This is a genomic window from Microbacterium sp. dk485, assembly GCF_004570445.1.
GTDB lineage: Bacteria > Actinomycetota > Actinomycetes > Actinomycetales > Microbacteriaceae > Microbacterium > Microbacterium wangchenii.
This window is the reverse complement of the sequence record NZ_SPQW01000002.1, coordinates 804837-824042: the sequence shown is the minus strand read 5'-3', so window position 1 is coordinate 824042 and position 19206 is coordinate 804837. Positions and strand designations below refer to the sequence as shown.

At 71.0% G+C, this 19206-nt stretch carries 19 protein-coding genes; 6 read left to right on the top strand and 13 right to left on the bottom strand.

Annotated elements, in window-relative coordinates; translation table 11 throughout:
- Window positions 1-15: 15 nt before the first annotated feature.
- Both E4V99_RS14770 and E4V99_RS14765 read left to right on the top strand, forming a co-directional pair.
- Entirely contained in the window at window positions 16-1281 is a 1266-nt protein-coding gene (locus E4V99_RS14770) for a DUF349 domain-containing protein (RefSeq protein ID WP_135066328.1), read from the top strand.
- A 91-nt stretch (window positions 1282-1372) separates the two neighbouring features.
- On the top strand, window positions 1373-1933 hold the full coding sequence (locus E4V99_RS14765) for a hypothetical protein (RefSeq protein ID WP_135117700.1): 561 nt from the start codon (window positions 1373-1375) through the stop codon (window positions 1931-1933).
- Between the two features lie 7 nt (window positions 1934-1940).
- On the opposite strand, the gene E4V99_RS14760 is transcribed toward E4V99_RS14765, so the two are convergent.
- The 8 genes from E4V99_RS14760 to E4V99_RS14725 form a co-directional block, all read right to left on the bottom strand.
- Window positions 1941-4193, bottom strand: a complete 2253-nt coding sequence (locus E4V99_RS14760) for a bifunctional (p)ppGpp synthetase/guanosine-3',5'-bis(diphosphate) 3'-pyrophosphohydrolase (RefSeq protein ID WP_135066334.1) — start codon at window positions 4191-4193, stop codon at window positions 1941-1943.
- Window positions 4194-4250: 57 nt separating this feature from the next.
- Window positions 4251-5240, bottom strand: coding sequence for a protein translocase subunit SecF (secF, locus tag E4V99_RS14755; RefSeq protein WP_135066337.1), 990 nt, complete (start codon window positions 5238-5240; stop codon window positions 4251-4253).
- Entirely contained in the window at window positions 5240-6961 is a 1722-nt protein-coding gene (gene secD, locus E4V99_RS14750; RefSeq protein ID WP_135066341.1) for a protein translocase subunit SecD, read from the bottom strand. Before secD ends, secF begins: the two co-directional genes overlap by 1 nt.
- Window positions 6962-6994: 33 nt before the next feature.
- Entirely contained in the window at window positions 6995-7441 is a 447-nt protein-coding gene (locus E4V99_RS14745) for a preprotein translocase subunit YajC (RefSeq protein WP_135066343.1), read from the bottom strand.
- 77 nt (window positions 7442-7518) lie between these two features.
- Window positions 7519-8544, bottom strand: a complete 1026-nt coding sequence (ruvB, locus tag E4V99_RS14740; RefSeq protein ID WP_135066346.1) for a Holliday junction branch migration DNA helicase RuvB — start codon at window positions 8542-8544, stop codon at window positions 7519-7521.
- Window positions 8537-9157, bottom strand: a complete 621-nt coding sequence (gene ruvA, locus E4V99_RS14735) for a Holliday junction branch migration protein RuvA (RefSeq protein WP_135066349.1) — start codon at window positions 9155-9157, stop codon at window positions 8537-8539. Before ruvA ends, ruvB begins: the two co-directional genes overlap by 8 nt.
- A gap of 9 nt (window positions 9158-9166) precedes the next feature.
- On the bottom strand, window positions 9167-9769 hold the full coding sequence (ruvC, locus tag E4V99_RS14730; protein ID WP_187270370.1) for a crossover junction endodeoxyribonuclease RuvC: 603 nt from the start codon (window positions 9767-9769) through the stop codon (window positions 9167-9169).
- A gap of 68 nt (window positions 9770-9837) precedes the next feature.
- Window positions 9838-10599 (bottom strand): YebC/PmpR family DNA-binding transcriptional regulator, encoded by a 762-nt coding sequence (locus E4V99_RS14725; RefSeq protein WP_135066351.1) that lies wholly within the window; start codon window positions 10597-10599, stop codon window positions 9838-9840.
- Window positions 10600-10631: 32 nt separating this feature from the next.
- Here E4V99_RS14725 and E4V99_RS14720 point away from each other — a divergent pair, with 32 nt between their 5' ends.
- Both E4V99_RS14720 and E4V99_RS14715 read left to right on the top strand, forming a co-directional pair.
- Complete coding sequence (locus tag E4V99_RS14720; protein WP_135066354.1) at window positions 10632-11564, top strand: phosphotransferase; 933 nt, start codon at window positions 10632-10634, stop codon at window positions 11562-11564.
- 56 nt (window positions 11565-11620) lie between these two features.
- Window positions 11621-13000 (top strand): aminotransferase class V-fold PLP-dependent enzyme, encoded by a 1380-nt coding sequence (locus E4V99_RS14715; RefSeq protein WP_135066357.1) that lies wholly within the window; start codon window positions 11621-11623, stop codon window positions 12998-13000.
- Here E4V99_RS14715 and E4V99_RS14710 read toward each other — a convergent pair.
- Genes E4V99_RS14710 through pdxS form a run of 3 tightly spaced genes read right to left on the bottom strand, consistent with a single transcriptional unit; the run spans window position 12984 to window position 15027 of the window.
- The gene (locus E4V99_RS14710) at window positions 12984-13508 is read right to left on the bottom strand and encodes a DUF1697 domain-containing protein (protein ID WP_135066360.1); all 525 of its coding nucleotides are present in this window, start codon (window positions 13506-13508) and stop codon (window positions 12984-12986) included. The two genes, E4V99_RS14715 and E4V99_RS14710, sit on opposite strands and share 17 nt — an antisense overlap.
- A 41-nt stretch (window positions 13509-13549) precedes the next feature.
- Window positions 13550-14140 (bottom strand): pyridoxal 5'-phosphate synthase glutaminase subunit PdxT, encoded by a 591-nt coding sequence (pdxT, locus tag E4V99_RS14705; RefSeq protein ID WP_135066363.1) that lies wholly within the window; start codon window positions 14138-14140, stop codon window positions 13550-13552.
- 2 nt (window positions 14141-14142) lie between these two features.
- Complete coding sequence (pdxS, locus tag E4V99_RS14700) at window positions 14143-15027, bottom strand: pyridoxal 5'-phosphate synthase lyase subunit PdxS (RefSeq protein WP_135066366.1); 885 nt, start codon at window positions 15025-15027, stop codon at window positions 14143-14145.
- A 90-nt stretch (window positions 15028-15117) separates the two neighbouring features.
- Between pdxS and E4V99_RS14695 the strand changes: the two genes are divergently transcribed.
- Complete coding sequence (locus E4V99_RS14695) at window positions 15118-16446, top strand: aminotransferase class I/II-fold pyridoxal phosphate-dependent enzyme (RefSeq protein WP_135117699.1); 1329 nt, start codon at window positions 15118-15120, stop codon at window positions 16444-16446.
- A 12-nt stretch (window positions 16447-16458) separates the two neighbouring features.
- Here the strand turns inward: E4V99_RS14695 and E4V99_RS14690 are convergent, their stop codons facing one another.
- Window positions 16459-17655, bottom strand: coding sequence for a DUF418 domain-containing protein (locus tag E4V99_RS14690; RefSeq protein ID WP_135117698.1), 1197 nt, complete (start codon window positions 17653-17655; stop codon window positions 16459-16461).
- A 66-nt stretch (window positions 17656-17721) separates the two neighbouring features.
- On the opposite strand from E4V99_RS14690, the gene pdxY reads away from it, so the two are divergent.
- Complete coding sequence (pdxY, locus tag E4V99_RS14685) at window positions 17722-18573, top strand: pyridoxal kinase PdxY (RefSeq protein WP_135117697.1); 852 nt, start codon at window positions 17722-17724, stop codon at window positions 18571-18573.
- 3 nt (window positions 18574-18576) lie between these two features.
- On the opposite strand, the gene E4V99_RS14680 is transcribed toward pdxY, so the two are convergent.
- Window positions 18577-19152, bottom strand: a complete 576-nt coding sequence (locus tag E4V99_RS14680; RefSeq protein WP_135117696.1) for a hypothetical protein — start codon at window positions 19150-19152, stop codon at window positions 18577-18579.
- Window positions 19153-19206 lie beyond the last annotated feature (54 nt).

Genomic DNA, 19206 nt, shown 5'->3' with positions numbered 1-19206 from the left:
GATGAGGTGCCTTCCGTGACTGCCGACGCCGAGACTTCCGACACCACCCCCGCCCCGCAGACCGCATGGGGCCGCGTCGATGACGACGGCACCGTGTCGGTGCGCGAGGGCGAATCCTGGCGCGTCGTGGGGCAATACCCCGACGGCACGGCCGAAGAGGCCCTCGCCTACTACCAGCGCAAATTCACCGACCTCGCCGGCGAGGTGACACTGCTGGAGGCGCGCGCACGCCGGGGCGGAGCATCCGCCGCCGACCTGCGCTCGACGGCGAAGACGCTGCGCACCCGCATCGCGGATGCTGCGGCCGTGGGCGATCTGGAGAACCTCCGTACGCGACTGGACGCGCTCACCGCGACCCTCGCCGAAGCCAGCGAAGCCGAGACGGCCGCCGCCAAGGAGGCCGTGGAGGAGGCCGTGCGCGAGCGCACCGGCATCGTCGAGGCCGCCGAGGCTCTGGCCGCGCGCGACCCGCAGACGGTGCAGTGGAAGCAGGCGTCGGAGGAGATGACGGCGCTGTTCGACCGGTGGCAGAGCCACCAGCAGAACGGACCGCGCCTGCCCCGTGCCGTCGGCCAGCAGCTGTGGCGCCGCTTCCGCGACGCGCGCGCGACGGTGGATCGTCACCGCCGCGAGTTCTACGCGAGCCTCGACCAGACGCACAAGGCCGCCCGCGACGCCAAGACCCGCCTCGTAGAACGTGCCGAGGCCCTCGCCCCGCGCGGTGAGGATGCGATCGGCGCCTACCGTGACCTCCTGGACGAGTGGAAGAGCTCCGGCCGCGCCGGCAAGAAGGTCGACGACGCACTGTGGGCCCGATTCAAGGCCGCCGGCGATGCCCTGTACGGCGCACGGGCCCAGCGTGAGGCCGCCGACGTGGAGGCCTCCAAGGAGAAGATCGAGGCCAAGCGCGCGCTCCTGGCCGAAGCCGCTCCGATCGTCGACGAACGCGACCTCACCCGTGCGCGCTCCCTCCTGACGGCCATCCAGCGCCGCTGGGACGAGATCGGCCGCGTGCACCCCCGCGACATCGAGCGCGCACTGGATGACGAGCTGCGCGCCGTCGAGCAGAGCGTCCGCACGCGCGAGGAAGCGGACTGGAAGCGCAACAACCCCGAGACCAAGGCGCGGGCCAATGACATGACCCGCCAGCTGACCGAGGCCATCGACAAGCTCGAGGCCGAGGTCGCCGAGGCCGAAGCACGCGGCGACGCCCGTGCCGCCACGCAGGCGCGCGAGGCGCTCGAGGCGCGCCGTACGTGGCTGCGGGCCGTCGGCGGCTGACCGCTTCTCCCCTCTCGCCGCCATCGAGCGGCTCTCCACAGCTTCGCGGCGCACGCGTCGCGGGCGGCGTGCGCACCGCAAGACTGCCGATGTGGCATCCCCGTTCCTGTACTTCCCCGGACGGCGCCTGTCGCAGGCGGAGCTGACGGCGGCGTGCCTGGACGGCCACCTCGTCGCACTCGGCGAGGGATTCGTTCCCGCCGACGTGGTGGAGACGGCGCCCCTGCGGGCGGCGAGTCTCACGACGCTCCTGGGCGACGCGATGGCCGCGTCGCATCTGTCCGCCGCATGGGTCTACGGCGCCGTGGACGACCCGCCCGCCCGCCACAGCGGCCAGCGGGCTGCGCCGCAACGGCTGCATCACGTCATCGACCGGCGCCTGGTCTACCACGACCCCCGTGTCGGAGCCGATGACCTCCGCCGCGTCGGCGGCATCCTCGTGACCACGCCCGCGCGCACGGCCGCCGACCTCGCCCGGACACCGGGCGAAGCGCACGACGACGCCCTGCGCTCGTGGGCGGCGCGCGAACCGGAGATCGCCGGGCTGGGGCTGGCGTGGCTCGCCGCGCATCCCCGCATCCCGCACCGGCGGCGGGCGGCCGACCTGCTCACCGAGCTGGCGGATGCGTCGGCGCCGAGTGCGTGCGGATGATCGCCGGTCAGGAGGACGTGACGCGGTAGACGTCGTACACCGCGTCGATGCGGCGGACGGCATTGAGCACGCGGTCCAGATGCACGGTGTCGCCCATCTCGAACACGAACCGGCTGATCGCCAGGCGGTCGTTGGTGGTCTGGACCGTGGCCGAGAGGATGTTGACGTGGTGCTCACTGAGCACGCGCGTCACGTCGCTGAGCAGCCCGGAGCGGTCGAGTGCTTCCACCTGGATGTGGACCAGGAAGACGCTCTTGGACGTCGGGGCCCACTCCACGTCGATCATGCGCTCGGGGTCCTCGCGGAGCGACTTGACGTTCGTGCAGTCGGTGCGGTGCACCGACACACCGCTGCCGCGGGTGACGAACCCGACGATCTCGTCGCCGGGCACCGGAGTGCAGCACTTGGCGAGCTTCACGAGGATGTCGGGAGCCCCGCGCACGAGCACTCCGGAATCGCCGCCGCGCGGCGCCTTGCTGCGTCCGACCTGAGGCAGCTCGATGGGGCCGGTGGAGGTGTCGTTGGCCCCGACGAGGGCGGTGACCTTCTCGATCACCGACTGCGTGGAGACATGGCCCTCCCCCACGGCCGCGTACAGCGCGGCGACGTCCTCATACCGCAGCTGGTGGGCGACCTCGGTGAAGGAGTCCTGGCTCATGAGGCGCTGCAGCGGCATGTTCTGCCGGCGCATCGCGCGGGCGATCGCTTCCTTGCCCTGCTCGATCGCCTCTTCGCGCCGCTCCTTGGTGAACCAGCCGCGGATCTTGTTGCGCGCGCGTGTGCTCTGGACGAAGCTCAGCCAGTCCTGGCTCGGGCCGGCGTCGGGGTTCTTGGAAGTGAACACCTCCACGACGTCACCGCTCTTGAGCTCGGACTCCAGCGGCACCAGCCGGCCGTTGACCTTGGCCCCCATCGTGCGGTGACCGATCTCGGTGTGCACGGCGTAGGCGAAGTCCACCGGCGTGGCGCCGGCGGGAAGGCCGATCACCCGCCCCTTGGGGGTGAAGACGTACACCTCCTTCGCGCCGATCTCGAACCGCAGCGCGTCCAGGAACTCGCCCGGATCGGCGGTCTCGGCCTGCCAGTCGGAGATGTGCGCGAGCCACGCCATGTCGGTGTCGACCGCCTTGCCGTCGGTCTTGCCGCCGGCCAGCCGCTCCTTGTACTTCCAGTGCGCAGCGACGCCGTACTCGGCCTGCTGGTGCATCTCGTGCGTGCGGATCTGGATCTCCACCGTGCGGCCGCCCGGACCGATGACGGTCGTGTGCAGCGACTGGTAGAGGTTGAACTTCGGCGTGGCGATGTAGTCCTTGAACCGCCCCGGCAGCGGCGTCCATCGCGCGTGGATGGCGCCGAGGACGGCGTAGCAGTCGCGCACGGTGCCGACGAGCACGCGGATGCCGATGAGATCGTAGATGTCGTCGAACTCGCGGCCGCGTACGACCATCTTCTGGTAGACGGAGTACAGCTGCTTGGGCCGCCCGACCACGCGTCCACGGATCCGGAGCTCGCGCAGGTCGGCGTCGACGGCGGCGATGACGTTCTGCACGTACTGCTCCCGCTGAGGGGTGCGCTGCTTCACGAGGCTTTCGATCTCGGCGTAGAGCTTGGGGTGCAGGACGGCGAAGGAGAGCTCTTCAAGTTCGGTCTTGATCGCCTGGATGCCGAGGCGGTGCGCGAGCGGCGCGTAGATCTCGAGCGTCTCGGTGGCCTTCTTCGCGGCCTTCTCCGGCGGCACGAAGCCCCATGTGCGCGCGTTGTGCAGGCGGTCGGCGAGCTTGATGACGAGGACGCGGATGTCGCGCGACATCGCCACGATCATCTTGCGGACGGTCTCGGCCTGCGCGCTCTCGCCGTACTTGACCTTGTCGAGTTTGGTGACGCCGTCCACCAGCATCGCGACCTCGTCGCCGAACTCCGCCGCGAGCTCGTCGAGCGGATATCCGGTGTCTTCGACGGTGTCGTGCAGCAGCGCGGCGGCGATCGCCTTGGGCCCGAGCCCCAGGTCGGCGAGGATCTGTGCGACCGCGAGCGGGTGGGTGATGTACGGCTCGCCGCTCTGGCGCTTCTGCCCCTCGTGCTTGCGCTCGGCGACCGCGTAGGCACGCTCGATGATGCCGAGGTCGCCCTTGGGGTGGTGGGTGCGCACGGTCCGCAGCAGCTGGTCGACGCCGTCGCGCTTGGCCGAGCGCGAGAAGATCCGGGGGACGAGGCGGCGCAGTGATGAGGTCTGGGTCACCGGTGGCACGATCTCGGTCATGGTGCCACCTCCCCTGTTCGCTTCGTAGCGCTCATCCTACGCCCGCGCCAAGCCGGATCAGGCCGGGACGCCGGCGCGCTCGCGCGACTCCCGCACGCGCGCGTCGCGCTCCTTCAGCGCCGGTTCGCTCTCACGCATGAGCGAGTACAGCGGCGCGGCGACGAACAGCGTCGAGTACGCCGCCACGATCGTGCCGACGAAGATCGACAGCGAGATGTCGCTGAGGGTGCGGGCGCCCAGCCAGATCGCGCCGATGAACAGGATCGCACCCACCGGCAGCACGGCCACGACGGTCGTGTTGATCGAGCGGATGAGCGTCTGGTTGACGGCGAGGTTGACCGATTCCCCGAACGTCCGGCCGGAGATCTCGCCGTCGTCGCGGGTGTTCTCCCGGACCTTGTCGAAGACGACCGTGGTGTCGTACAGCGAGTACGACAGGATCGTGAGGAATCCGATCACCGCCGCAGGCGAGATCTCGAAGCCGCAGAGGGCGTAGATCCCGACGGTGATGATCAGGACGTCGACGACGCCGACCATGGCCGCGACCGACATCTTCCACGTGCGGAAGTACAGCGCGAGGATGAGGAAGGTCAGCGCGAGGAAGATCGCCAGTCCCCACAGCGACTGCCGGGTGACGTCGGCCCCCCAGGACGGCCCGATGAAGGATGCCGTCACCTCTGCGGTGGAGACCTCGTAGGCGTCGGCGAGAGCCGAGGAGACCTCGAGCGTCTCGGCGTTGCTCATCTGGTCGGTCTGCACGCGCACGGCGGAATCGCCGACGGTGGTCACTCGGGTGGTCGCATCGGGGACGACGGATTCGACCGCCTCGGACGCGAGCGTCTGGTCGGGCGCGGTGAGCCCGGAGACGGTGAACTGCGACCCGCCGGTGAACTCGATCGACAGCTGGACGGGGCGGAACAGTGGGACCAGCGCCGAGCCGATCACGAGGATCGCGGCGATGATGAACCACAGCCGACGGCGGCCGACGAAGGGGAAGGACGTCTTGCCCGTGTAGAGGTCGTTACCGAGCTGACCCATGGTGCGCATCAGTCGTCATCCTCCTTGACGGCCGTGAGCGTATCGCCGCTCCGGCCTTTCGAGCCCGACAACTCGGCCTGTTTGCGTTCGGCGATCGTCTGGCGGCGCTGCGCCTCCCCGCGCGAGCGCGCGGCACGGCCGCGCTCGGCCACCAGCGGCGCGCGGAACTGGGCCCGCCCCCGATACACGGCACCGAGTGATTTCGGATCCATGCCCGAGAGCGGATGCCCCGATCCGAAGAAGCGCGTGCGGGCGAGCAGCTGCATCACCGGGTGGGTGAAGAGGATGAAGATGACGATGTCGATGACGGTGGTGAGCCCGAGCGTGAACGCGAAGCCCTTCACGGTCGCGTCGGCGAGGATGTACAGCACGACGGCGGCGAGGATGTTGATCGACTTGGAGATGTAGATCGTGCGCTTGGCGCGCGACCATCCGTCCTCCACCGCGCTGGTGATCGACTTGCCGTCACGCAGCTCGTCGCGGATGCGTTCGAAGTACACGATGAACGAGTCGGCGGTGAAGCCGATCGTCACGATCAGACCCGCCACACCGGCCAGCGACAGGCGGAAGCCCATGCGCCACGCGAGGATGCACAGCGCGATGTAGGTCAGGACGCCCATCACGGCGAGGGACGCGATGATGACCGAGCCCAGGGCGCGGTAGACCACAAGGGAGTAGATCGCGACCAGCGCGAGCCCGATGAGACCGGCGATCAGGCCGATCTGGAGCTGCTGCGAGCCGAGCGTCGCCGAGATGGTGTCGGAGCTGACCACCGCGAAGCTCAGCGGCAGGGCACCGTACTTCAGCTGATCGGCGAGGGTCTTGGACGACTCCTGCGTGAACGAGCCGCTGATCGACGGGTTGCCGTCGAGGATCACGCCGTTCATCTGGGGCGCCGAGAGCACCGATCCGTCCAGCACGAACGCGAACTGGTCCAGCGGCGGCGTGGCCCCGAACAGGCGCTGGCTGATCTTGCCGAAGACCTCGGTGCCCTCGTCGTTGAAATCGAGGTTCACGACCCAGCGGCCGTTCTGGGGGTCGACGCCGTTGGTGGCGTCGTCGATCGACGTGCCGTCCAGCTCGACGGGTCCGAGGATGTACTTGATCGTCTGTCCGGCGTCGCACGTGATCAGGGGCTGATCGGCGGGCGCGTCCGCAGGGTCGTTGGCGGGGTTCGCGCAGTCGTACGCGAGGAACTGCGCCTGCAGGGCAGGGGTGATCCAGGCCAGATCGCTGCCGTTGGTGGGCTCGGCGGTCGGGGTGGCCGGCAGTGCGGGGTCCGGTGACGGGTACGGCGTCTCGGCGCCGTCCTCGCCCACGAAGGTCGTCGCCGGCGCCCCGGCGTACAGCACGGAACGCAGCTGCAGCTGCGCGGTCGCCTCGATGCGCTCGCGCGTCTCGGGGTCGGCCTCACCGGGGATCTGCACGACGATGTTGCGTCCGCCCTCGGTGGTGATGTCGGCTTCGCCGACGCCCGTGGCATCCACACGCTGGCGGATGATCGTCACCGCCTGCTGCATCTGCTCGGCGGAGGGGGCGGCCCCGTCGGCGGTCTGCGCCTCCAGGATGATCTGCGTACCGCCCTGGAGGTCGAGCGCCAGCTCAGGGGTCCACGAGCTCTGCTGGAAGACGTGGACGCCCAGAGCGTTCACGCCGAACAGCACGGCCGTGATGGCCAGCAGTCCGGTCAGCGCGCGCCACGCGGATCGAACGGGAGTGGAAGGCGCCACGAAGTCAGCTCTCTGTACGTGGAAGCGGGGAGGTCAGGCCTGGGGCTTGTCCGTGGGCTCGCCGTCGGCGTCGCGTGCGCGCTTCTGGTCGTCGCTGAGGGAGGTGATGTCACCGTCTGCGACGCCGGCGACGTACTCCGCCTCGGTCTCCTCGGCTTCGATGTACTCGTCCTCGGTGACGGTGCCCTCGGCGGCGTTCACGATGCGGAGGATGGCCTGGCTGTGCACCTTGATGTCGACGCCGGGGGCGATCTCCACGCGTGCGGGCTTGTCGAGGTCATCGGGGTCGTACTCGACGATGGTGCCGTACAGGCCGCCCTGCAGCAGCACCTCAGCACCCGGAACGGTCTGGCGCGCCTTGGCCTCCATCTCCAGCTTCTGCTTCTGCATGCGACGGCGGGAGCTCCAGAACATGAAGATCAGGAGAAGGACGAGCAGGATGATGAGCCCGTAATTTGCGAAGAAGTCCGCGAGTTCCATCAGTCGGGCACCTTTCGGTTTGGGCGCGCCGCTGCGGCACTGCCATAAGGGAAGTTGGCGGCGATAGCCTTCAGCGATTATAGGTCATGCAGTCGCAGCGCACCGTCGTCCGCGTGCACGCCCAGGTGCGCGGCGGCTGCCGGCGTGGCGATGCGCCCGCGCGGCGTCCGCCCCATGAAGCCGATGCGCACCAGGTACGGCTCGACGACCGACTCGATGGTCTCCGCTTCCTCACCCACGGCCACCGCGAGGGTCGACAGGCCCACCGGTCCCCCGCGGAACCGTCGCACGAGGGCGTCCAGCACGGCGCGGTCGAGGCGGTCGAGCCCGATGGCGTCGACGTCGTACAGGGTGAGGGCGGCGCCGACGGCATCGAGGTCGGCATCCAGTTCGCCGTGCACCACGAGGTAGTCGCGCACGCGCCGCAGCAGACGGTTGGCGATACGCGGGGTGCCCCGCGATCGCCGCGCGATCTCGGCGCGGGCGCGCGGGGGAAGGGGGACGCCCAGCATCGCGGAGGAACGCTCCACGACCCGCTCGATCTCCTCGGGCTCGTAGTACTCCAAGTGGGCGGTGAACCCGAACCGGTCGCGCAGGGGGTTGGGCAGCAGTCCGCTGCGCGTGGTCGCGCCCACGAGCGTGAACGGCGCGAGGTCGAGCGGGATGCTCGTGGCCCCGGCACCCTTGCCGACCATGATGTCGATGCGGAAATCCTCCATCGCGAGATAGAGCATCTCCTCCGCCGAGCGCGCCATGCGGTGCACTTCGTCGATGAAGAGCACTTCACCCGGCGTGAGGCTCGACAGCAGTGCCGCCAGGTCGCCCGCGTGCTGGATGGCGGGGCCGCTGGACAGCCGCAGCGGCCGCTCGCTCTCGTGGGCGACGATCATCGCGAGCGTCGTCTTGCCGAGGCCCGGCGGACCGGACAGGAGGATGTGGTCGGGCGATCGCTGCTGGATGCGCGCGGCGTCCAGGAGAAGCTGGAGCTGCCCGCGCACCTTGTGCTGGCCGACGAAGTCGGCCAGCGACGTGGGGCGGAGAGCTCCCTCGATCGCGAGCTCGCCCTCGTCCTCCGGCGCACCGGCGTCGCGCACGTCATCCACCGGCGGGCTCCCGGCGTGCCGGTCCCAGCACCGACAGCGTCAACCGCAGGAGCGCCTGGACCGACGCGCGATCGGTCTCGGATGCTCCGTCGGCGACGCTCGCGACGGCCTCGGCGGCGACGCGTTCGGACCACCCCAGGCCGATGAGCGCCTGGGCGACCTGCGCCGGGATGGCGCCCGCGGCTCGAGCCGTCGCCGGCGCGGCAGACCGGGGCGGCGCGAGCTTGCCGGCCAGCTGGACGACGATGAGCTTGGCGGTCTTGGGGCCGATGCCGGACACCCGCTTGAACGGCGCGTCGTCGTCGGCGGCCACGGCCTCGGCGATCTGCGGCACGGTGAGCGATGACAGCACGCCCAGCGCCGACTTCGGGCCGACGCCGGTGACACTCAGCAGCTGGCCGAACACGACGAGCTCTTCGCGGGTTTCGAAGCCGAACAGCGCAAGGGCGTCTTCGCGGACGATGAGGTTCGTGTGCAGGTGGATGTCGGAGCCGACCGCGACCGTCCGGGCGAGCTGCGGGACCACCGCGACGCTGAAGCCGACGCCACCGACGACGACGACCAGCGCGTCATCGTCGACGTGCGCGACGGCGCCCGTGAGAGAGGAGATCATGGACCGAGCCTACGTGCGGGTTCGGATCTTTGTTCGAGCGACACGCGTGGTCCGCTGCTCGGCGTCGCGCCAGGCCTTCTGTGCGGGGGTGAGGGCTCCCCCCGTCACCGCGGCGGCGCCCGGCCCTGACCGCCACGCGTGACACAGCGCGAGGGCGAGGGCGTCGGCGGCATCCGCCGGCTGCGGGAGTTCGTCCAGGCGCAGGACGCGGGCCACCATCGCCTGCACCTGCCGCTTGTCGGCCGAGCCGTAACCGGTCACGGCCGCCTTGACCTCGCTGGGGGTGTGCGTGGCGGCGGGCAGGCCGTGCTCGGCGGCCAGGAGCAGCGCGATACCGCTGGCCTGAGCTGTGCCCATGACGGTGTGCAGGTTGTCCTGCGCGAACACCCGCTCCACCGCCACCACGTGCGGGGAATGCGCGGCCATGACCTGCCGCAGGCCCGCCGCGATCACGGCGAGGCGCCGCTCGATCGGCAGGTCGGTTGCCGAGCGCACGACGCCCACGTGCACGAGGCGCGCGCTGCGGTCGGGGGCCACGTCCACGATCCCCACACCGCATCGGGTCAGCCCGGGGTCGATGCCGAGGACGCGCAGGGGCGGGCGGGAGGTCACTCCCCCACGCTAGGCGGCGTCACGCGCGCACCTCGCGAGGCGCGCCCGGAGGGCGGCGTGCGGGCCGCTCAGTCCTCGTCGTTCTCGAGCTCGGCCTGGACCTCGGGCGTGAGGTCGAAGTTACTGAAGACGTTCTGCACGTCGTCGCTGTCCTCCAGCGCGTCGATGAGGCGGAACACCTTGCGAGCCGTGTCGGCGTCGATCTCGACCTTCAGGTTGGGCACGAACTCCACATCCGCCGACTCGTAGTCGATGCCCGCATCCTGCAGGGCGCTGCGGACGGTCACGAGGTCGGAGGCCTCGGTGATGACCTCGAACCCCTGCCCGTGGGGCTGGATCTCCTCGGCGCCGGCATCGAGAACCGCGAGCATCACGTCGTCCTCGGTGGTGTTCTCCGAGGACACGACGATGACGCCCTTGCGCGTGAAGTTGTACGCGACGCTGCCGGGGTCGGCGAGGTTGCCGCCGTTGCGGCTGAGGGCCGTGCGCACCTCGGCGGCGGCGCGGTTCTTGTTGTCGGTCAGACACTCGATCATGAGCGCCACGCCGTTGGGCCCGTACCCCTCGTACATGATCGAGGTGTACTCGACGGCCTCCCCGCCGATGCCCGCCCCACGCTTGATGGCGCGGTCGATGTTGTCGTTGGGCACCGAGGTCTTCTTGGCCTTCTGCACCGCGTCGTACAGCGTCGGGTTGCCTGCGAGGTCGGCGCCGCCCATCTTGGCGGCGACCTCGATGTTCTTGATGAGCTTGGCGAAGGACTTGGCACGGCGCGAATCGATGATCGCCTTCTTGTGCTTGGTCGTCGCCCACTTGGAGTGGCCGGACATGCAGGCAATTCTATGCGGGGCACAATGGGCCGATGAGCGCACCGGGAAATCCGCCCCCGACGGGGCGGGTCGCCTGGGCTGATCTTCCCGCCGCCGTGCGACACGCGATCACCGCTCGCGCGGGCGGCGACGTCGTCGCCACCGACCTGGCGGCGACCGGGTTCAGTCCGGGTTTCGCGGGCGTCCTGCACCTGGCCGGCGGCGGGCGGCTGTTCCTGAAGGCCGGTGACGGCGCGACGAACGCGGAGACCTTCCGCCTGCACACGCGGGAGGCGGAGATCGCGCGGGCACTCCCCGCCGGCGTCGCGCCCGCCCTGCGCTGGAGTCTCGTGCGGGACGGCTGGGTCGTCCTGGCCTTCGATGCGGTGGAGGGTCGTCACCCCGGCGGGCCCTGGACCGCTGCCGACCTCGGCCTCGTCCTTGCTGCCCACGCCGCGCTGGCGGCGCATCCCGCTCCCCCGGTGCTGGCTCCCATCGGACCGCGCCTGAAGGAATCCCTCGTCGGGTGGACCCGCCTCGGCGCCGCCAGAGGGGCCGGCGTGCCCGCCTGGGCAGCCGCGCATGTCGAAGAGTTCGCCCGGTGGGAGCGGGAGAGCGTGGCCGCCGACACCGCCGGCGATGCGATCGTGCACATGGACCTGCGCAGCGACAACGTCCTCATCGACGGTGACACCGTGCACGTGCTCGACTGGCCCCACGCCGGGCGCGGCGCACCGTGGGTGGATGCCGTGTTGTTGGCACCGACCGTGTCGCTCGAGGGCGGCCCCGCGGCCGCGGAGGTGTTCGCACGCTCTCCTCTCGGCGCCGGCGCGGATCCGGGTGCGGTGCGGCGGATGGTCGCCGCCTGGGCGGGCTGGTTGCTGTGGTCCTCCGGCCGGCCCGATCCTCCCGGCATCCCGCATCTGCGTGCGTTCCAGCGTGCGCAGGCGGCGGTGACGCTGGAGTGGCTGCGGCAACTGCTCTGACGCGCGTCGCCGCCGGCTCTCTTGTCCCCCGTCTCACCCGGGTCCACACTGACGTCGTGGACGAACGCGAACGTGCGCTGCAGGCCGCGCACGCCGCCGCCTCGGAGTTCCTGGCCACTCTGCCCGAGCGGCCGGTGTGGCCGCGGGCGGGGCTCGAGGGGATGCTCCAGCGCGTCGGCGGACCTCTTCCGGAGCAGGGACGGCCCGCGGACGAGGTGGTGCGAGAACTCGCCGAACGCGCCGACCCCGGACTGGTCGCGATCCCCGGAGCGCGCTTCTTCGGGTTCGTGATCGGCGCGACCCTCCCCGCGCCGCTCGCCGCCGACTGGCTGGTGTCCACGTGGGACCAGAACTCCGGGTCGAGCACGCTGACCCCCGCGACCGTGGCGCTGGAGCAGGTCGCCGGCGAGTGGATCCTCGACCTGCTCGGGCTCCCCGCCACCGCCTCGGTCGGTTTCGTCACCGGCGCGCAGGTGTCGAACTTCGTGTGCCTGGCCGCCGCCCGGGCCGCCGTCCTCCGCCGGCGCGGGTGGGACCTCGGCCGGCAGGGACTGCACGGCGCGCCGCGCGTGCGGCTCGTCGTGGGCGCGCACCGCCACGGCTCCGTCGATCGCGCCGCGCGGTTCCTCGGCATCGGGCAGGACGACCTCGTCGTCGCGGCCGCCGATGAGGAGGGCCGGATGCTGCCGGCCGCCCTCGGCCGTGCCCTGGAGGACTGCGGCGACGACCCCCTCGTGGTGTGCCTGCAGGCCGGCGAGGTGCACACGGGGGCGTTCGACCCCTTCACCGAGTTGGTGCCGCTCGCCCGCGCGGCCGGCGCCTGGGTGCACATCGACGGCGCCTTCGGTGCGTGGGCGGCGACATCCCCCGCCCTCGCGCACCTGACCGCCGGAATGGACGGTGCGGATTCGTGGACGACCGACGCGCACAAGACCCTCAACGTCCCCTACGACTGCGGCATGGCGATCGTGCGCGATCCGGCCGATTCCATCGCGGTGTTCCGCACCGGCGGCGACTACCTCATGTACTCCGGCCTGGATCCATGGGACCTCACGCCCGAGCTGTCACGCCGGGCCCGCGGCGTGCCGGTGTGGGCGGCACTGCGCAGCCTCGGCCGTGCGGGGGTCGCGGATCTCGTCGAGCGGATGCATCGCAACGCCCTCGCCCTGGAGCGCGGGCTGCGCGACATCCCCGGCGTGACGATCATGAACCAGGTCGACTACACGCAGGTGATGTTCCGCCTGGAGGACGACGCCGACACCCGCGCACTGGGGGCGGCGATCCTCGAGGAGGGGACCGCTGCCGTCACGGGCGCGGAGTGGGCCGGTCGCGCCGTGCTGCGCTGCGCGATGTCGTCGTGGTCGACGCAGGAATCCGACATCCGGCGCACCCTCGAGGCGTTCGCCCGGCTGGTGCCCCTCACGCGAGGATCTTGAGCACCGTGCGCAGGTTCCGGTTGGTCGTGCGCTCCTTGTAGGCGCGCTTGGCGATCAGCTTGGCGAACGGGGTGTCGGTGCTGGATCCCTTGGCCGGGTTCCAGTAGACGACGCCGGGGCCGCCGGCCACCGGATCGAGGTCGGCATCGAGGGATGCGGATGCGGCGACGAGCTCGTCGCGGGTCGCCGCATCCGCGCAGAAGAGCACCCACGGCTGGCGCGAGTCGTCGCCGGCGTCGAAGGGGAAGGCGGCCGCGGCCGCCGCCAGCTCGTCACGGCGGAACACCAGCACCCACGCGTCATAGGCGAATCGATCGCGCAGCGCCTGCTCGATCCGCGTCTTCAGGTGCGCTCGCGACTCATCGGCGGTGAAGGTCGCGTTGCCGCTGGCGAGGACCGTGCGCACGTCGGTCAGGCCGAGGCCCGCGAGCTCGTCGCGCAGATCCGCGCTGCGCACGGTGATCCCGCCGACGTTCACCCCGCGCAGCAGCGCCACCCACTCGGTCACGCGCTCAGCGTAGGCCGCTCCGCGGGTGCCCCGCGACGGGATCAGCGGTTGCGCACGTGCGCGAGGAACCGCTCGTGGAACCGCGTCTCCCCCGTGACCTCGGGGTGGAACGCCGTGGCCAGCAGCGGTCCCTGCTCGACCGCGACGACACGCCCGTCGGCGAGCGAGGCGATGCCCCGCGCGCGCTCCCCCACGCGCTCGACGAGGGGCGCACGGATGAAGGCGGCATGCACGGGGCCGTCGAACCCCATCACCGCCAGCTCCGTCTCGAAGGAGTCGCCCTGACTGCCGAAGGCGTTGCGGGCCACGCGCACATCCAGTCCCCCGAAGGTCTCCTGCCCCGCGATGCCGCCGGTGATCTCATCGGCGAGGAGGATCATCCCCGCGCACGTGCCGTAGACCGGCAGCCCCGCGGCGATCGCGTCCCGCAGCGGCTGCTGCATCCCGAACGCGCGCGCGAGCTTGTCGATGACGCTGGACTCCCCGCCGGGAAGGACGATGCCCTCGACGGCGGCGAGTTCGTCGGGGCGGCGCACCGGTACGACGTCGGCGCCCAGCGCCGTGAGCACCCGCACGTGCTCGCGCACATCGCCCTGCAGCGCGAGCACGCCGACGCGGAGCCGAGCGGTCATCGCTACCAGCCGCGCTGGGCCAGCCGGTGCGGCGCGGCCAGGTCGCTGACGTTGATCCCGACCATCGCCTCGCCCAGGCCACGCGAGACCTCCGCCAGCACGGCCGGCTCGTTGAAGAACGTCGTCGCCTTCACGATCGCCGCCGCACGCCGGGCGGGATCGCCGGATTTGAAGATGCCCGAGCCCACGAACACCCCGTCCGCTCCCAGCTGCATCATCAGCGCGGCGTCGGCGGGCGTGGCCACGCCGCCGGCGGTGAACAGCACGACCGGAAGCGTGCCGGTCTCCGCGACCTCCGCGACCAGCTCGTACGGCGCTTGCAGCTCCTTCGCCGCGACGTACAGCTCATCCTTCGTCAGCGACCGGAGCCGGTTGATCTCACCGGTGATGGTGCGGATGTGCTTGGTCGCCTCCGACACGTCGCCCGTGCCGGCCTCACCCTTCGATCGGATCATGGCGGCACCCTCGGTGATCCGCCGGAGGGCTTCACCGAGATTGGTCGCACCGCACACGAAGGGCACGGCGAACGGCCACTTGTCGATGTGATTGACGTAGTCCGCCGGCGAGAGCACTTCGGACTCGTCGATGTAATCGACGCCCAGCTCCTGGAGCACCTGCGCCTCGACGAAGTGCCCGATCCGGGCCTTGGCCATGACCGGGATCGACACGGCCGCGATGATCTGGTCGATGAGGTCGGGATCGCTCATCCGCGCGACGCCGCCCTGCGAGCGGATGTCGGCGGGCACCCGTTCGAGCGCCATGACCGCCACGGCGCCGGCGTCCTCGGCGATGCGGGCCTGATCCGCGGTGACGACGTCCATGATGACCCCGCCCTTCAGCATGTCAGCGAGTCCGCGCTTGACTCGATCCGTGCCGGTGGTGACCATGTCGACGTCCTTTCGAAGAGGGTCTGATGCCATGACGAGCTTTGACCTAGGCCAGAACATAGCACGGCATGTTCCGTAGACTTCCGCGTGATGAAGGAAGAAGTCCACGCCGAGATCCTCGGGCGCTCGGCGAGCGAGATCGCCGACAGCATCCGCGCCCTCGTGGAGCGCGGTGACCTGCGCCCCGGCGACACCCTCCCCCCGGTGCGCGCGCTGGCCGAGCAGCGGGGCGTGAACCGCAACACGGCCGTGGCGGCATACCGGCAGCTCTCCCACGCCGGCCTCGTCGTGGCCGGCGGCCGCGCCGGCACGCGGATCGCTCACCGATCCGCCGTTCCCCAGGAGGGGTTCGCCCCGGACAGCGTGCTGCGGGACGTCGGGACCGGAAACCCCGACCCCGCTCTCATCCCCGATCTCTCCACCGCCCTCGCGCGGGTGACCGGACGCCCCGTGCTGTACGGGGAGCCGGTGATCGACCGCGACCTCGAGGCGTGGGCCCGCCAGTGGCTCGGTGCCGACCTCGCGCCGGCCGAGCTCGCGGTCACCGTCACCAACGGCGCCGTCGACGCCGTGGAACGACTGTTGGCCCAGGCCCTCACCCGGGATGATGCCGTCGCGCTGGAAACGCCCTGCTTCCTCTCCGCCATCCACACCGTCCGCCTCGGCGGCTACCGGGCGGTGCCGGTGCCCGTCGACGACGAGGGCATGACGGTCGCCGGGCTGCAGGCCGCGCTGGATGCCGGTGTGCGCGCCGTGGTCTGCACCCCGCGCGCTCAGAATCCCACCGGCGTGAGCCTCAGCGCCCAGCGCGCCGCCGACCTGCGCGCGGTGCTCGCGCAGCATCCGTACGTCCTCGTCATCGAAGACGACCATTTCTCGATGCTCTCCCGCCGGCCCTACCACTCGATCATCGGCCCGGCGCACCGCCGTTTCGCCTTGGTTCGGTCGGTCTCGAAGTTCTTGGGGCCGGACATGTGCCTCGCGGTGGCCGGTACCGACCCCCGTACGGCCGAGCGGCTGGCCATGCGCCTCAGTCCCGGCACGACGTGGGTGAGCCACCTGCTCCAGCGCCTGACTCACGCGCTCGTCACCGATCCCGACGTCGGCGAGCTGCTGGTCCGCGCCTCGGCGCACTACGCCGACCGCAACGCCGCCTTCGCCGAGCGTCTCCGCGCCCACGGGGTGGCCTGCGATCCCGGCGACGGACTCAACCTGTGGGTTCCGCTGGCCGCGCCCGCCCGCGTCGTCTCCGAGCAGCTCATGCGCCGGGGGTGGCTCGCGCGCACCGGCGACGAGTTCGCGCTGGACGGCGCGGCGCAGAGCCCGCATCTGCGGGTGACCGTCCACGATCTGGCGGATGCGGATGCCGACCGCCTCGCGGCGGATATCGCCGAGGCCACGACCCCCGCCGGGCGCTGACGGCGCGCGGATTCAGCGCCCTCGCGCGGGCGTGACGGTGTCGCGCGCGGGGCGGGAGCCGATGTTCGCCGCGCGCTTCCACAGCCATTCGACGGGGCCGAGGGGGAAACGGCGCAGCCAGAGGTGTGCCAAGAGGACGACGACGGCCGTGATGGCGAGGAAACCGGCCACCGTGACCGGGATGCGCCACTCCGCGGCGGCCTCGGCGAGTCCCAGCCCCCACCCGTAGAACAGGGCTCCGCCGAGCAGGTTCTGCAGCATGTACGCGCTCAGCGCCACCCGGCCCACCTCACGCGCACGCCGCGCCGCCCACCCTTGTGTGCCGCGCCGCAGGCACACCTCGGCGATGAGCGCGAGGACGCCCAGGGCGACCAGCGGCGCGACGACGTATCGCTCCGCCAGCAGGCCGGGCTGTCCCCCGGCCACGCCGAGGGCGACGTCGACGGGGAAGGCGACCGCTCCGGCGATCATGAGCCTGCGCCGGAGACCCGCGCCCTCCGCCGCGAAGATCCCCGCGCGCAGCAGGGCGGCGCCGATGAGGAACATGGCGAGTGTCAGGAAACCGATGAGCACCGGCTCGGCGCGGAACAGCACGATGTTGTCGAGGCGGAATCCGGCGAGGCCCAGGAACGAGTCGGTCGCGTACGGGCTGGGTCCGGGCGGCAGACTGCCGGTGGACGGGTTCAGCGCGACGAGCACGACTATCCCGGTGATGAGGACGAGGTGCAGGGCGCCGAAGGCGGCGATCATGATCCGCTGCGTCCGCGGCCGGGTCATCAGCAGCCACGCGACGATGGCGCCGGTGACGGCGTAGCCCATCAGCACGTCGAACTCCGCGATGAGGATGTAGTTGACCACGCCGTCGAGGAACAGCAGGGCGGCCCGCCACAGGTAACGCCCCGGCCACCGGCGACCGGCACGCTGTGCGGCGTCGTGCTGGATGAGCACGCCCATGCCGAAGGCGAGGGACAGCAGCGCGAGGAACTTCCCCTGCGACAGCGCCATGAGCGTGAGCTGCGCCACGCCCTCGGCCGCGCTCGTGCCGGGTGGGACCGGGGAGGCCAGCAGGCCGACCAGACCCCAGGGATGGGAGAACACCCAGATGTTCGTGCCGAGCGTCCCGATGATCGCCACACCGCGCACCACGTCCAGCGAATCGATGCGCGGCCGGGAGGACCTCGGAGCGGGCGGGACGGTCGCCTCGTTCATGTCGCAGAAGCGTATCCGCCGACGCGGGAGGCGTGAAGGCCTGCGCGGAAGTGGGATGATCGAGCGGTGAAGATCCTGTCGATCCAGTCCGCCGTCGCGTACGGTCACGTCGGCAACTCTGCAGCGGTGTTCCCGCTGCAGCGCATCGGCGTGGAGGTGCTTCCCGTCTACACGGTGAACTTCTCCAACCACACCGGATACGGGGCATGGCGGGGACCGCTGATCGATCCGGTGGATGTCGCCGCGGTGATCACCGGCATCGAGGAGCGAGGCGTGTTCCCGCAGATCGACGCCGTGCTGTCGGGGTACCAGGGCGGCGTGGGCATCGGCGATGTCATCGTCGATGCGGTCGGGCGGGTCAAGGCCGCCAACCCGGACGCCCTGTACGCGTGCGATCCGGTGATGGGCAACGCCAAGTCCGGGTGCTTCGTGGCACCGGCGATCCCCGAGCTGCTGCGCGAACGGGTGGTGCCGGTCGCCGACATCATCACGCCGAACCAGTTCGAGCTCGGCTTCCTCACCGGCACGGAGCCGGACACCCTGGAGTCCACGCTGGATTCCGTCGACGCCGCGCGTGCCATGGGTCCGCGCACCATCCTCGTCACGAGCGTGGAGCGCCCCGACCGCGAGCCCGAAACGATCGAGATGCTCGTGGCGGACGACTCGGGTGCGTGGATCGTCCAGACGCCGTTGCTGCCGATGAAGGCCAATGGGTCCGGCGACGTCACGGCAGCTCTGTTCACCGCACACTACGTGCGCACGCGGGATGCTGCGGACGCGCTCGCGCGCACCGCATCCAGCGTCTTCGACCTGCTGCAGCGCACGTTCGATTCAGGTGAGCGGGAGCTCCAGCTCGTCGAGTCGCAGGAGGCATACGCGCACCCGCGCCTACAGTTCGCGGTGCGCCAGGTCCGCTGAGACTCAGCCGTACAGGGCGGTGTAGGCCGCTTCCCACTGGGGTGCGTCTGCGGGGCAGACGAAGGCGGTGCCGAACACCATGATGCTCGCGAGCCCCTGAGTCGCGTCGGCATCGCCACCGGCGATCTCGGCGATCAACGGCGAGCTGTCGATGTGCAGACGCGCGGTGTCGACGTCGATCTCGTGGCCGTTGAGGATCGACGTCTCGCACGCGTCGAGTGTGACGGCGAGGGCGACGCCGTCGTAGAACTCGTCCCACGTGCCGCCCTGGGTCTCGACGTACGCCCGCTGCTGGTCGAGGAACTCCTGCTGCTCGGGCGTCTGCGGTGTCGGCAGCGAGCCGTCGCTGGGCTGCCCCTGCGCGGCGAAGAACGCATCGCGTTCGGCGAGAGCATCCCCTGCCGGCCCGGTCGCCGTCTCCTGCGGGGCGGGGGTCGTCTCCTCCGGCGCCGACTCCCCCGTGCTCGAGGGTTCCGGGGTGGGTTGGGCCGGCGTGCAGCCTGCGATCGAGAACGTCGCGGCGGCGACCAGGACGAGAAGGCCGGCGGCACGTGCGGGGCGCGGTGGGGCGGAGGTCATCCCCTCACGGTACCCGCGCGGCATCCCCGCGCCCGGCTGTCCACAGCCTCGGCC

What these genes read in the sequence shown, in the direction of transcription:
- E4V99_RS14760 (WP_135066334.1), bottom strand. Translation starts at nt 4,193, where the DNA reads ATGACCGAGATCGTGCCACCGGTGACCCAGACCTCATCACTGCGCCGC.
- secF (WP_135066337.1), bottom strand. Translation starts at nt 5,240, where the DNA reads ATGCGCACCATGGGTCAGCTCGGTAACGACCTCTACACGGGCAAGACG.
- E4V99_RS14745 (WP_135066343.1), bottom strand. Translation starts at nt 7,441, where the DNA reads ATGGAACTCGCGGACTTCTTCGCAAATTACGGGCTCATCATCCTGCTC.
- ruvA (WP_135066349.1), bottom strand. Translation starts at nt 9,157, where the DNA reads ATGATCTCCTCTCTCACGGGCGCCGTCGCGCACGTCGACGATGACGCG.
- E4V99_RS14725 (WP_135066351.1), bottom strand. Translation starts at nt 10,599, where the DNA reads ATGTCCGGCCACTCCAAGTGGGCGACGACCAAGCACAAGAAGGCGATC.
- E4V99_RS14720 (WP_135066354.1), top strand. Translation starts at nt 10,632, where the DNA reads ATGAGCGCACCGGGAAATCCGCCCCCGACGGGGCGGGTCGCCTGGGCT.
- pdxT (WP_135066363.1), bottom strand. Translation starts at nt 14,140, where the DNA reads ATGACCGCTCGGCTCCGCGTCGGCGTGCTCGCGCTGCAGGGCGATGTG.
- pdxS (WP_135066366.1), bottom strand. Translation starts at nt 15,027, where the DNA reads ATGGTCACCACCGGCACGGATCGAGTCAAGCGCGGACTCGCTGACATG.
- E4V99_RS14695 (WP_135117699.1), top strand. Translation starts at nt 15,118, where the DNA reads ATGAAGGAAGAAGTCCACGCCGAGATCCTCGGGCGCTCGGCGAGCGAG.
- E4V99_RS14690 (WP_135117698.1), bottom strand. Translation starts at nt 17,655, where the DNA reads ATGAACGAGGCGACCGTCCCGCCCGCTCCGAGGTCCTCCCGGCCGCGC.
- E4V99_RS14680 (WP_135117696.1), bottom strand. Translation starts at nt 19,152, where the DNA reads ATGACCTCCGCCCCACCGCGCCCCGCACGTGCCGCCGGCCTTCTCGTC.